Annotated in this window: 9 protein-coding genes; 6 read left to right on the top strand and 3 right to left on the bottom strand. The window is 69.5% G+C overall.

The genetic code is table 11. The features are described 5' to 3' along the window. The first annotated feature begins 11 nt into the window (after nucleotides 1-11). A complete protein-coding gene (locus ACZYYX_RS09180) occupies nucleotides 12-1007 on the top strand; it encodes a magnesium transporter CorA family protein (RefSeq protein WP_463814107.1) in 996 nt (331 codons plus the stop codon). A gap of 28 nt (nucleotides 1008-1035) precedes the next feature. Here the strand turns inward: ACZYYX_RS09180 and ACZYYX_RS09175 are convergent, their stop codons facing one another. From ACZYYX_RS09175 to ACZYYX_RS09165, 3 genes are all read right to left on the bottom strand, one after another. Continuing rightward, complete coding sequence (locus ACZYYX_RS09175) at nucleotides 1036-1698, bottom strand: GNAT family N-acetyltransferase (protein WP_463814106.1); 663 nt, start codon at nucleotides 1696-1698, stop codon at nucleotides 1036-1038. Nucleotides 1699-1776: 78 nt separating this feature from the next. Then, nucleotides 1777-2169, bottom strand: coding sequence for a hypothetical protein (locus tag ACZYYX_RS09170; protein WP_463814105.1), 393 nt, complete (start codon nucleotides 2167-2169; stop codon nucleotides 1777-1779). Between the two features lie 311 nt (nucleotides 2170-2480). Then, nucleotides 2481-3581, bottom strand: a complete 1101-nt coding sequence (locus ACZYYX_RS09165; RefSeq protein ID WP_463814104.1) for an NAD(P)/FAD-dependent oxidoreductase — start codon at nucleotides 3579-3581, stop codon at nucleotides 2481-2483. 108 nt (nucleotides 3582-3689) lie between these two features. On the opposite strand from ACZYYX_RS09165, the gene ACZYYX_RS09160 reads away from it, so the two are divergent. From ACZYYX_RS09160 to recD, 5 genes are read left to right on the top strand one after another with little or no spacing between them, the layout of a single operon-like run. Beyond that, on the top strand, nucleotides 3690-4355 hold the full coding sequence (locus ACZYYX_RS09160) for a DUF3060 domain-containing protein (protein WP_463814103.1): 666 nt from the start codon (nucleotides 3690-3692) through the stop codon (nucleotides 4353-4355). A gap of 39 nt (nucleotides 4356-4394) precedes the next feature. Next, a complete protein-coding gene (recC, locus tag ACZYYX_RS09155; protein WP_463814102.1) occupies nucleotides 4395-7670 on the top strand; it encodes an exodeoxyribonuclease V subunit gamma in 3276 nt (1091 codons plus the stop codon). Continuing rightward, nucleotides 7671-11012 (top strand): exodeoxyribonuclease V subunit beta, encoded by a 3342-nt coding sequence (recB, locus tag ACZYYX_RS09150; RefSeq protein ID WP_463814101.1) that lies wholly within the window; start codon nucleotides 7671-7673, stop codon nucleotides 11010-11012. Continuing rightward, entirely contained in the window at nucleotides 11009-11935 is a 927-nt protein-coding gene (locus ACZYYX_RS09145; protein WP_463814100.1) for an NYN domain-containing protein, read from the top strand. Before recB ends, ACZYYX_RS09145 begins: the two co-directional genes overlap by 4 nt. Beyond that, nucleotides 11932-13608, top strand: a complete 1677-nt coding sequence (gene recD, locus ACZYYX_RS09140; protein ID WP_463814099.1) for an exodeoxyribonuclease V subunit alpha — start codon at nucleotides 11932-11934, stop codon at nucleotides 13606-13608. The genes ACZYYX_RS09145 and recD overlap by 4 nt, the downstream gene beginning before the upstream one ends. The last annotated feature ends 137 nt before the right edge of the window (nucleotides 13609-13745 follow it).

Below are 13745 nucleotides of genomic sequence, written 5' to 3'. Positions count from 1 at the left end.
CCCCAACTGCGATGACCCACGTGCGCGGCCGGATCTGGCGGCACGGTGAACCTCAGGACGACTTCGACTTCTCGGCGATCTCGGACTGCCTCAGCGGCGACGACACCCTCGTGTGGTGCGACATCTACGATCCCGACCACGCGATCCTGAAAGATCTTGCCGCCGAGCTGCATCTGAACTCCTGGGCCGTCGAGGACGCGCTCGCCGAATCCGAACGCACCAAAGCGGTGGTGTACCGCACGCACACGTTCTTCACCGTGTACGCGGTCACGATGGCAGAACCGGCTGCGCAGGGCGACGGGGTGGCCTCGCTGCTCGAGGTCCACCGCATCTCGGGTTTTGTGCTGCCGCGCGGGCTGATCACGGTCCGCTTGTCACCACACATCGACATCGACGAGGTGTCCCGCCGGTTCGACGAGCTCGGTGGTCAGGAGTACGGGGTCGGCTCGCTGGTGCACGGCCTACTCGACGTCGTGGTCGACGGCCACTTCGCGGCGGTGCAGGCGCTCGACGATGCGATCGAAGGACTCGAAGACGATCTGTTCGCTGACGCCACACCACCGAAAGGGCTGCAGCGCAGGACCTTTCAGCTGCGTAAGGATCTGGTCGCGCTCCGACGAGTGGTGCTGCCGATGCGGGAGGTGGTCTCGGCCATCCAGCACCGCCGGCTCGACGCGAAGACCGCACCGGAGCTCGACGCGGTGTACGCCGATCTGTACGACCACGTGCTGCGGGCCTCGGAGTGGACGGAATCGTTGCGCGACATGGTCACGACGGTCTTCGAGACGAACCTCTCGCTGCAGGACGCGCGATTGAACGTGGTGATGAAGAAGCTGACCGGATGGGCGGCGATCATCGCGGTGCCGACGGCCATCACCGGCTACTACGGGCAGAACGTGGAGTATCCCGGAATTCAGACGGTCGCCGGATTCATCACGAGCACGGCGCTGATCGTGGTGATGGTCGTGATCCTCTACATCGCGTTCAAGCGCCGGGACTGGTTGTAGCCGGGTCCGGCTGCCTGGTGGACCCCGGTCAGGCGCCGGCGCCCGGGGCCCGCACCACCATGGGTACCGCGGGGAAGTACGACGCCATTTCCGAGCGTGACTTGCGCAAGGCAGCGGTGCCGTACCCGCGCCCCCGCTTCTCCGGATGAACCCAGACTCGGACGTTGACTTCGCCCCCGGAGAGTTCGCCGAAAACCATGCCGACCTTGTCGTCGCCGTCGAGCACGACGAACCACGCCGCCTCCTCGGCGCTGACCCGTCCCTGCGCCGAGCCGATCTCATTGTCGAGATCTCCTGCCGGTGCGCCGGAACCGTCGCCCGCGGCGCCGACGTCCGACGTGCGAGCGGCGAAGATGTCTCGATCGACCTCCGACGAGAAGAGCCTCAACTCCAGGTTGTCCCCCGACGAGGCCGGGCGTTCGTTGAGCGTGAACGTCAGCTGACCGTTGAGATCGTCGAGTTCGGCTCTGATCGTGCGTCGCGACTCTCGGGTGAGCTGCTCGAACGACATGCCGATGACGGCTTCGCCCGCACGTGGTGACGCCCCGAGAAGCTGCGATATCGCCGTCACCGCGGCAGCTCGATTCTCGGCTTCGACGATGGCGTCCAAGAGTTCGTGACGGCGGTCGAGCGCAGTCAGAAGTGCGTCTGCGATCTCACGCCGTGCTGCAACCTTGTCGTGGTCGGTCATGTCACTGAGCGTAGGCGCTGTGTGGCGTTCGGCGTGTGCCCAAGGATTGCGGTCGGGGTTGGTCGACGAATCCGCGGATCAGGTCGACGGCAGGGCCCGGCGCCATTCGTTGTGAACGTCCCAGCCATCCACTACTTCGACCACGGCCAGGAGTCCCGTGGGATAGACGAGCGACACCAGCCAACGGCTCGCGCCGCCATCACAGACGGAGAACCCCGCGTTCATGAATTGCTTGAGCCACTTGATCTTCAGCTGATCGCGCCGGGAATCGAACGCCACGACGTCTTCTCCGGCTTTCAGCCGAGAGTCGAGATCCGATATCCCCAGGGCCCTCTCGACCCACCCGGAGTAGTCGGTGACGGTGCAGCGCACGCTGTCGTCGGTGAGTTCGAGCGCGCCTCGCACCGAGAACGGGTTGAAGCGGCTCTGCACCAGGTAGACCTCGGTGCGCGGTGGCGAGGACAGGGTCATGTCACCAACCGATCATCAAGGCGCAGCTGGAAAGGACGAAACGAAGGAGTTGCCGTGACGACGACCTGCGCGTGCCTACGCCACAGAGTCTACGACGCCCGCCCTCCCGTCCCCATCCGACGAGCGCGCGAACCGGGGAGACGAGGTCAGCATCTCGGGGGTAGTGGGGCCATTGCGATGACAGCGTCGGCGGTGTCGAGAGCCGCATCGGAACCGTTGCACCCCACGCTATTCCGATGGTAGCGGCGGCCAGCAGAGTCAGGCCGGCACGTCGCGCAGCGGTGACGACGGCGTGGACTGCGGTCGAACTCCTACGATGCGCGGCTGGTAGCCGTCAGCGTTGCGATCTCGTCACCGCGACGCGTGTACGTCGCGACGAAGCCGTGTCGCTGGTCGGTGACCCGGCAGGAATCCCAGTCGTCGCCCCAGCCGCGGTAGCGCATCGTGACCGCGCCGATCGTGCAGGAGAACCCGGGCACCCGGTCCCACGCCGCCGGGTAGCCCGCCGCGGTCAGCCCCGCCACCAGCCCCTGCTGGGCGGCGTCGCGCCAGTGCTCGGCGGCGACCGCCCGACCCGCGGTGAGGTTGTGTGCGAGCGTGATGTCGCCGGCGGCGAACACGTTGTGGACCGACGTGCGCATGTGCTCGTCGACCACGACGCGTCCTCCGCTCATCTCCAGCCCGGCCTGCTGCGCCAACCGGGCATCGGGCCGCACGCCCGTGGCCGCGACCACCAGATCGGCGTCGATGCATTCCCCGGAGTCGAGCATCACCCCGGTGTCGGTGACCGCGGCGACCGGGGCCACACCGGTGAAGCGCACCCCGGCATCGGAGAGCATCTTGACCACACGCTCGCCCACGTCCACGCCGAAACGGCGGGCCAGCGGCACCGGCTCGGGGGCCACGAGCACGGTGTGCAGACCGCTCGCCGACAGGCAGGCCGCCGCTTCGCAGCCGATCAGCCCCGCGCCGACCACGACCGCCGAATCGGCGTGGCGGGCCGCCATCCGCAGCGCCACCGCATCGGCGAACGACCGCAGCGGTAGCGCTTTGTCGGCGCCCGGCACCGTCAGCGGCACCGCGCGGGAGCCCGACGCGAGCACCAGGTGCCAGTAGGGATAGCGGGCGCCCCCGGCGGTGACGATCTCCTGCGCGGCGGTGTCGATGCGTTCGACCGTCACCCCGAGGACCAGATCGATGGCGTTGCGTTCGAACCAGCCGGCGCTGTGCAGGTCCAGTTCTGCCGGCTGGCCGCACAGGAACTGCTTGCTCAGCGGCGGCTTCGCGTACGGCAATGCGGGATCGGCGGAGAGGATGCGTACGGGGATGTGGCGGTGCCGGGCACGGAACGTCTCGGCGGCGCTGACGCCGGCGGGACCGCCGCCGATGGCGAGGAAACCCGGTGCCACCATGGCGCAGGAGTACCACCGCGCAGCGAACTCAACCGGTGCGCGTACGCACCGGTCAGCGTTTGGTCAGATCCGCGCGAGCATCGGCGACCGGTGTGCGAGCATCTGCCCATGGAGCCAACTGGGGATCCCGAGGCCCGCATCCGGGACCTGGAGCGGCCACTCGCCGGCCAGGCCAGTGCCAGCGAGTTGGGTGATTCGACCGTGCCGGCACCTCCCCCGAATTCGTATCCGTTCCCGACGCCGTATTACGCCATGCCGCAGCAGGTCGTCCGTAAGCGCGCGAATCCTGCGGCGTGGCTGATCCCGTTGATCGCCGGCGTACTGGTCCTCGGCGGGGTCATCGGTGTCGCCGTGTACTTCCTCGGGAACAGCGCGCTTCAGGGCCGCCCCACGGTATCCGGTGGCGGCGGCACGCTCACCGCACCCACGATCCCGTCGATCCCCTCGATCCCGTCCTTCCCCGGCCTTCCGGCAAGCCCCGGCACCGACCAGGTGGTCACGGTCGAGGCGGGTGGGTCGCTGTCGATCGGCGGCGTCGACCGCACGCAGACGGTGATCTGCAATCAGGGGATGGTCAGCATCAGCGGCATGAACAACACCATCGAGGTGCGGGGGTCGTGTGCCGAGGTGTCGGTGTCGGGCATGGAGAACAAGCTGACGGTGGAGGCCGCGGGCAGCATCACCGTGTCGGGCTTCGACAACACGGTGACCTATCGCACCGGCGACCCGAAGACCTCTCAGTCGGGTTCCGGCAACGTCATCGAGCGCGGCTGACGTCCTTCCGGCGAGCGCGCACCCGTAGTCTGAGTCGCGATGGCGCTACACCTCCATCGGGCTGATCGCACCGACCTGCTCGCCGACGGCCTGGGTGCCGTGCTGGCGACCCCACCACCCGACCCCTTCGCCGAGGACCTGGTGCTGGTGGCCGCGCGCGGCACCGAACGCTGGCTCAGCCAGCGGCTCTCCCACATTCTGGGCCGCGGCACCGGCCAGGACGGTGTGTGCGCCGGGATCACCTTCCGTCATCCGCGCTCGCTCGTCGCCGAGCTGACCGGCACCACCGACGACGATCCGTGGGCACCCGACGCCATGGTCTGGCCGCTGCTCGCCGTCATCGACAGCTCGCTCGACCAACCCTGGTGCGCCACGCTGGCCACCCATCTCGGCCATCACGAACAGGGCGAGGAGCGGGAACTGCGCCAGGGCCGTCGCTACGCCGTCGCCCGTCGGCTCGCCGGCCTGTTCGCCTCGTACGCGCGGCAGCGCCCGCAGCTGTTGACCGACTGGGCCGAGGGCCGGACCGACGCACTCGACGCCGACCTGAGCTGGCAGCCCGAGCTCTACCGCGCCCTGCTGGCCCACGTCGATGCCGATCCCCCACCGGTCCGACACGCCGAAACCCTTGCGCGATTGCGTGATTCCGGTACCGACCTCCCGAAGCGGCTGTCGCTGTTCGGCCACACCCGCTTGCCGCTCACCGAGATCGAACTGCTGCATGCCCTGAGCACGCACCACGACCTACACCTGTGGTTGCCGCATCCGAGTGACGAACTGTGGGCGGCCCTGCGGCGCAGCCACGGCCCGATTCCGCGGCGCACCGACACGTCGCATCGCGCCGTGGGACACCCGCTGCTCGCGACATTGGGCCGCGATATGCGCGAGCTGCAACGCACCCTTCCCGCCGATCCCGCGGTCGACGAATTCCTCGGTTCGGCCGCCCGCCCGCAGACGCTGCTCGGTTGGCTGCAGTCCGATATCGCCGCCAACAGCGTTCGGCCCCAAGGCCGTTGGATCGATGACGCCGACCGGTCGGTTCAGGTGCACAGCTGCCACGGTCCGGCGCGCCAGATCGACGTGCTGCGGGAGGTGCTGCTCGGTGTGCTGGCCGATGACCCCACGCTCGAGCCGCGCGACATCCTCGTCATGTGCCCCGACATCGAAACGTACGCACCGCTGATCATCGCGGGTTTCGGTCTCGGCGACCTCGATGCGAGTGGAGTGTCGGACACGCATCCCGCCCACCGGCTGCGCGTCAAATTGGCCGACCGCGCGCTGACCCAGACCAATCCCCTACTGGGCGTGGCGAGCCAGTTGCTCGCCTTGGCGGGCGGGCGGGCGACCGCCAGCGAGGTGCTCAACCTCGCCGAGGCCGCCCCGGTGCGCCTCCGATTCGGTTTCACCGACGACGATCTCGACACGATCGGAGAGTGGGTGCGGGAGGCCAACATCCGCTGGGGCTTCGATCGCGAGCACCGCCACCCCTACGGGGTGGACTTCGTGCAGAACACCTGGCGGTTCGGCATCGACCGGGTGTTGGTCGGCGTCGCGATGTCCGAGGACTCCCACGCCTGGTTGGACACCACACTCCCCCTCGACGACGTCGGAAGCAACCGGGTGGAGCTGGCCGGCCGGCTTGCCAGCTACGTCGACCTGCTTCGCGAGAGTGTCGAAAGCCTGACCGGCACACGGACATTACGCGGATGGCTGATCGCGTTGCGCAACGGTCTCGACCAGCTCACCGCCGCCTCGGACGCCGACGCGTGGCAGGGGGCGCAGGTGGACCGGGAGTTCGCCGACATCCTCTCCGACGCCGGAACGCACGCCGAGACACTGTTACGCCTCGCCGATGTCACGGCGCTACTGGACCGTCACCTCGCCGGCCGTCCGACCCGCGCCAATTTCCGCACCGGCACACTGACCGTCTGCACGATGGTGCCGATGCGCTCGGTGCCGCACCGGGTGGTGTGCCTGGTCGGTCTCGATGACGGTGTCTTCCCTCGCCAAGGGGTCACCGACGGAGACGACGCGCTGGCGCGCGACCCGGTGACCGGTGAACGGGACAGTCGCTCCGAGGATCGCCAGCTCCTGCTCGACGCGATCGGCGCGGCCACCGAGCGGCTGGTGATCACCTACACCGGCGCCAACGAATACTCGGGTCAGCGCAAGCCGCCGGCTGTGCCGCTCGTCGAGCTCCTGGACGCGCTCGACGTCACCACGCCGCACGCCGTACGCGACCACGTACACATCCGGCATCCGTTGCAGCCGTTCGATGTTCGCAACGTCACGCCCGGAGCACTGGGAACCGGTCCGGGTGAGCCGTTCACGTTCGACACCGCCGCGCTGACCGCGGCCCGTGCCGCCACGGCCCGACGGACGGTCAAGCCGCCGTTGGTCGGGGCGCCGCTGCCCGCACCACCGCTCGACGACGTCGGGCTCGACGATCTGGTGGCCTTCTTCAGGGATCCGGTCAAGGGCTTCTTCCGGGCGCTGGACTTCACGCTGCCGTGGGATGTCGACGCTGTCGAGGACGGGATGCCCGTCGAGATCGATGCGCTGGCGGAGTGGAAGATCGGCGCTCGGATGCTCGAGGACATGCAGCGCGGCATGACGCCGGCGCAGGCGCAGCAGGCCGAGTGGCGCCGCGGCTCGCTGCCGCCCGGCCGGCTCGGCTGGCGGCAAGCGCAGGAACTCGCGCAGCGGGCCGCCGCGTTGGCCGCCGCCGCTCAGCAGCACCGCACGTCAGCGCCTCAGGCGTTCGACGTCGACGTCGCCATCGACACAGCGGTCGGTGCCGGCCGCCGCGTCACGGGCACCGTGCCGCGCGTCTACGGCGGGCGACTGGTGTGGGTCACCTACTCCAAGCTCGACGGTAGGCATCTGCTGGAATCATGGATTCGGTTGGTGGCGTTGGCCGCTCGCCACCCCGGCCGGGAGTGGTCAGCGGTGTGTATCGGCCGCGCCAAACGCGGCGACACGCCGCGGCAGCGGCTGCTGGGGCCGCCCGAGGATCCCGTCGGCGTGCTGGCCGACCTCGTCGAGATGTACGACGACGGTCGTCGTGCGCCGATTCCGTTGCCGCCCAAGACGTCCTACGCGTGGGCCGAGACCGAGCATCACCGGGGCGCGCCGTCGCGGGAGGCCGGCTGGAAGTGGAAGTCCGGCAAATATCCGGGCGAGGACGCCGAGCCGGCGCACGTCACGGTGTGGGGTGCGGGCCGTCCGCTGGTCGATCTCGTCGCCGCCGGCCTCCCGGCGTATGCGACGCGGCTGTGGTCCCCGATGCTGCGTGCGGAGAGGATGCCGGAGTAGATGGAACCGTTCGATCTGCTCGGTCCGCTGCCCGAGGCGCGCACCACGACGGTGCTCGAAGCCAGCGCTGGCACCGGAAAGACGTTCACGCTGGCCGGATTGGTGACCCGTTACGTCGCCGAGGGGGTGGCGACGCTCGATCAGATGCTGCTGATCACGTTCGGTCGGGCGGCCAGCCAGGAGCTGCGGGAGCGGGTGCGCGCTCAGATCCTCGACGCCCTGCTCGCGTTGGGCGACCCGTCCCGCGCCGGTGACAACGCGCTGCTGGCCCATCTGGTGTCGGGCCCGGCCGAGGAACTCGACCTGCGTCGGCAGCGGCTGCGTGATGCGCTGGCAGGCTTCGACGCCGCGACGATCGCGACCACACACCAGTTCTGCCAGCTGGTACTGAAGAGCCTGGGGGTGGCGGGCGACACCGATTCCGGGGTGGAACTGGTGGAGAGTCTCGAAGACGTGGTGCGCGACATCGTCGACGATCTGTACCTCGCGCATTTCGGGCAGGAGCGCGATGAGCCGCTGCTGTCCTACGACGCCGTGCTGCGCCTGGCTCGCGAGGTCGTGGCAGGCGCACACACCGAGCTCCGTCCTGCGGCTCCAGCGCCCGGCACAGATGCGGCGGTGCGGGTCGAGTTCGCGACCGCGGTGTGCGCGGAGTTGGAGACGCGCAAACGGCGGCTCGGCATCCTGCACTACGACGACCTGCTGTCGCGGCTGGCCGATGCGCTGGAGGACGACGGCTCCCCCGCGCGCGCCCGGATGCGGCGGCGCTGGTCGATCGTCATGGTCGACGAGTTCCAGGACACCGATCCCGTGCAGTGGCAGGTCATCGACCGGGCGTTCAGCGGGCACTCCACGGTGATCCTGATCGGCGATCCGAAGCAGGCGATCTACGCCTTCCGCGGCGGTGACATCGTCACGTATCTGCACGCCGCGTCCAGCGCGGGCCGACAACGCACGCTGGGCACCAACTTTCGCAGCGACGGCCCACTGGTGGCGAGCTTGCAGGCGGTGATGCGCGACGCCCAACTCGGGGATCCGCGCATCGTGGTGCGAGCGGTGGACGCCGCGCACCCCGAGCATCGCCTCGCTGGTGCACCGCACGATGCACCGTTCCGGCTCCGGGTCGTCACCCGCGAGCAGCTGCGGGTCCGGCCCGACAAGACGATCCCGATCGACCGGCTGCGCGAGCACATCCCGAGGGACATGGCCGCCGACATCGCAGCGCTGCTCGCCGCAGGCGCGACCTACTGCGGAGACCCGCTCCTGCCGGGCCACATCGCGGTGATCGTCGAGAGCCACCGCGACGGCCGCGCCTGCTTCGAGGCGCTGAACGCCGCGAACATCCCCGCGGTCTACACCGGTGACTCTGATGTGTTCGCCTCACCCGCGGCCGACGACTGGCTGTGTCTGCTGGAAGCGTTCGACCAGCCCCACCGCTCGGGTCTGGTGCGGGCCGCAGCCACCACGATGTTCTTCGGGGAGACCGCCGAAACCCTTGTTGCCGAGGGTGATCGGCTGACCGACCGGATCACCGAGACATTGCGCGGCTGGGCTGATCACGCGCGGGAGCGTGGCGTGGCGGCGGTGTTCGAAGCGGCTCAGCGCTCGGGCATGAGCACGCGGGTGCTGTCGTGGGTCGACGGCGAACGGCACATGACGGATCTGGCCCACCTGACGCAACTGCTGCAGGAGACCGCACACCGGGAGCACTTCAGCCTTCCGGCGCTGCGGGACTGGCTGCGCGCACAGCGCGACGAGCGTGGCGGCGCGGCCGAACGCAGCCGCCGCTTGGACAGCGACGCTGCCGCCGTGCAGATCATGACCGTGTGGGTGAGCAAGGGGCTGCAGTTCCCCGTCGTGTATCTGCCGTTTGCGTTCAACCGCAACATCCAGACCCGCGACGTGGTGCTCTATCACGAGGGTGACACCCGCTGTCTGCACATCGGCGGTGAGCTCAGTCCCGATCACGACGCGGTGCAACGTCAGGGCCGCCGGGAGGCGGCGGGCGACGACGTCCGGCTCACCTACGTCGCGATGACCCGTGCGCAGTCCCAGATCGTGGCGTGGTGGGCGCCGTCGGCCGATGAACCCAACGGCGGCCTGTCGCGGCTGCTGCGCGGGCGCAGGCCCGGCGAGGCGGCGGTGCCCGATCGCTGCGACCCACCCCGTATCGACGACCCCGACGCCATGGCCGCGCTGCGCGCCTGGGCCGACGCCGGTGGACCGGTTCTCGAGGAGTCCGTTGTCGCCGCGCCGGTACCCGTCGAAACACACTCTGTGCCTGACGGTTTGGATGTACGCCACTTTCACCGCCGCATCGACACGTCGTGGCGCCGGACGTCCTACTCGGGGCTGATCCGTGCGGCCGAGGAGACGCCAGGGGTGTCGAGCGAGCCGGAGGTGACCGAACTCGACGACGAAGTGGCCGACGTCGCAGTGTCGGATGTCGCAGTGTCGGATGTCGCCGTGTCCGATGTCGAAGTGTCCGAGTCGGTCACCGCCGCTGGCGACGTGCGCTCGCCGATGGCGGATCTGCCGACCGGCGCCACGTTCGGCACGCTGGTGCATGCGGCGCTCGAGACGGCTGATCCGTTCGCGGCCGACCTGGGGGCCGAGCTCGAGACCCAGATCCGCCGCCACGCTCTGTGGTGGCCGGTCGATGTGGCCCCCGCCGATCTGGCCGCGGCGCTGATCCCGTTGCACGACACCCCGCTGGGACCGCTGGCCCCTGGCGCCACCTTGCGGGCGATCGGGCTGCGAGACCGATTGCGCGAGATGGATTTCGAAATTCCTCTCGCCGGGGGCGACATTCGCTCGGCCGCGCGAGCGCTCACCCTCGCCGACGTCGGCGCACTACTGCAGACGCATCTGCCGCCCGATGATCCGCTGGCGAGCTACGCCCGTCGACTCTCCGACGGCGCGCTGGGCGCCCAGCCGCTCAAGGGCTACCTCACCGGGTCGGTGGATGCGGTGCTGCGGCTCGGCGACCGCTATCTGGTGGTGGACTACAAGACGAACTGGCTGGGCGCACCCGGAGGTGAGCTCAGCGCCGCCGACTACGGGCACCCCCGGCTGGTCGAGGCGATGCTGCACTCCGACTACCCGCTGCAGGCGCTGCTGTACTGCGTTGTGCTGCACAGGTTCCTGCGTTGGCGGCTCTCCGACTACACACCGCAGCGCCACCTCGGCGGCGTGCTCTATCTGTTCGTGCGCGGAATGTGCGGACCGGACACGCCCGTGGTGGACGGACATCCGGCCGGGGTGTTCAGCTGGCAGCCGCCGGCGGATCTGATCGTGGCGGTGTCGGATCTGCTGGCCGGAGCGGGGACACTGGTGCGATGACGGATTCCCAGGACTCCCGCGTCGCGGTCTATTTCGACTTCGACAACATCGTGATCAGCCGCTACGACCAGGTCAACGGCCGCAATTCGTATCAGCGCGACCGGGCACGCGACGACGGCACCGGCGAGTTCGCCGACAAACTCACCCGCGCCACCGTCGACGTCGGCGCCATCGTCGACTTCGCGTCGTCGTTCGGCACGCTCGTGCTCACTCGCGCCTACGCCGACTGGTCGGCCGATGTCAACGCGAACTACCGCGGTCAATTGGTGGGTCGCGCCGTCGATCTGGTGCAGCTGTTTCCGGCCGCGGCGTACGGCAAGAACGGCGCCGACATACGTCTGGCCGTGGACGCGGTCGAGGACATGTTCCGACTCCCCGACCTGACCCACGTCGTGATCGTCGGCGGCGACTCCGATTACATCGCGCTGGCGCAACGCTGCAAACGGCTGGGCCGCTACGTCGTCGGCATCGGGGTCGCCGGCTCGTCCAGCCGCTCTCTGGCGGCGGCGTGCGACGAGTTCGTCACCTACGACGCACTGCCCGGCGTTCCGGTGTTCGAACCCGACAGGTCCCGCGACGGGTCCCCGGCTGGCGCGACACCGAAGAAGCGCGGCCGCAGGACCAAGGCCCCGGACACCGCGCCGGACGATACCGACGACGACACCGAGGACGAGCCCGACCCGCTGGACGCGGCGACGGCGTTGCTCACCCGGGCGTTGCGCATCGGGCTGGAGAAGGACGACGTGGACTGGCTGTACAACTCGGCGGTCAAGGCCCAGATGAAGCGGATGGACCCGTCGTTCTCCGAGAAGTCGCTCGGTTACAAGTCGTTCAGCGAATTCCTGCGCTCGCATGACGACCTGGTCGAACTCGACGAGAGTTCGACGGCGCGCCGGGTCCGGTTGCGCGGGGAGTCACCGTGACCGCGCCGACGCTCGACGCGTTCGCCGAGGTGCTCGAGCCCGCTGATGTTCATGTGGCGCAACGCCTCTCCGCGCTGACCGGCGAGTCGGATCCGACCGTCGCGCTGGCCGTGGCGTTCACGGTGCGGGCCGTGCGGGCGGGGTCGGTGTGTGTCGATCTGAGATCGGTGGCCGAGCAGACGGGCCAACCCGAACTCCCCTGGCCCACAACGCCGGAATGGCTGCGGGCCGTGAAGGCCAGCCCACTGGTGGACAAGCAGGTGGTGCACGTGCTGTCCGATTCCAGGACCGACCTGCTCTACCTCGATCGGTACTGGCGCGAGGAGCAACAGGTCCGCGACGACGTGCTCGCGCTGCTGGCCTCACCGCAGTCCGGCGCCGCGCCGGGACTCGAGCGTCTGTTCCCGTCCGGCTGGGAGGAGCAGCGACGCGCCGCGGAAGTGGCTCTGGCGCAATCGCTGACGGTGCTGACCGGTGGGCCGGGAACCGGCAAGACCACGACGGTGGCCCGGTTGCTGGCACTGTTGGCCGAGCAAGCCGCACTCGAGGGGCGGCCGCAGCTGCGTATCGCGCTCGCGGCGCCCACGGGGAAGGCGGCGGCGCGCCTGCTCGAGGCGGTGCGTTCAGAGCTCTCGGCTCTGGATGCGTCCGACCGCGACCGGCTGCCTGCCCTGACGGCGTCGACGCTGCACCGACTGTTGCGGCCGCGCCCCGACAGCGCCTCGCGGTTTCGGCATCACCGGGAGAACCGCTTGCCTCACGACGTGATCGTCGTCGACGAGACGTCGATGGTGTCGCTGACGCTGATGGCGCGCCTTCTAGAGGCGGTGCGTCCCGACAGCCGCCTGGTACTCGCCGGGGACCCGGATCAGCTCGCCTCGGTGGAGGCGGGTGCGGTGCTCGCCGATCTGGTCGACGGTCTCGGTGCGCGCACCGACGTGCGGATCGCGGCGCTGCACACGTCGCACCGATTCGGTGTCCGCATCGGAGCGCTGGCGGCGGCGATCCGCGACGGCGACGCCGACGGCGTGCTGGAGGTGCTGCGCGACGGCGGTGAGCACGTGGAGTGGATCGATCACGAGGAGCCGGGTGATCAGCTGCGGCCGGTCCTGCTTCCCCCGGCACTGCGGCTGCGCGAGGCGGCGATCCTCGGTGATGCGCGGGCTGCGCTCCAGACGCTCGACGAGCATCGCCTGCTGTGCGCTCACCGCCGCGGACCGTTCGGCATCGCGCACTGGAACCGTCAGGTCGAGCGGTGGCTGACCGACGCGACCGGTGAGCCGATCTGGGCGGATTGGTATGCCGGGCGGCCGGTCCTGGTGACCGCCAACGACTACGGCCGCAAGCTCTACAACGGCGACACCGGCGTCGCGATCATGCGCGGAGACGGCTTGCGCGTGGTGATCGGCGAGCAGGAGTTCGCCGCCGGCCGCCTCGCCGAGGTCGACACGATGCACGCGATGACGATCCACAAAAGCCAGGGCAGCCAGGCCGACGAGGTCACGGTGATGCTGCCGCCGCAGGAGTCGCGGCTGCTGACCCGCGAGCTGTTCTACACCGCCGTGACGCGGGCCAAGAAGCGGGTGCGGGTGGTGGGCACCGAGGCGTCGGTGCGCGCCGCGGTCGGCCGGCGCGCTGCGCGCGCGTCGGGCCTCGCCCGCCGCCTCGCCTGACGTTCGGCGAGCGCGCGCGTTTGCACGCCGCCGCGCCGCCACGACCGTGCATCGGCGCGCGCTCGCACCCCGCCAGCGCGCGCTTTCTGCCACCAACCGGGCAATTTCTGCCAGGTGAAATGAACCCCGCCTCACAG

Source organism: Mycobacterium sp. IDUB_1, from assembly GCF_055419625.1.
The sequence above is the reverse complement of the archived record's forward strand: the minus strand, read 5'-3'. Positions and strand labels throughout refer to the sequence as shown.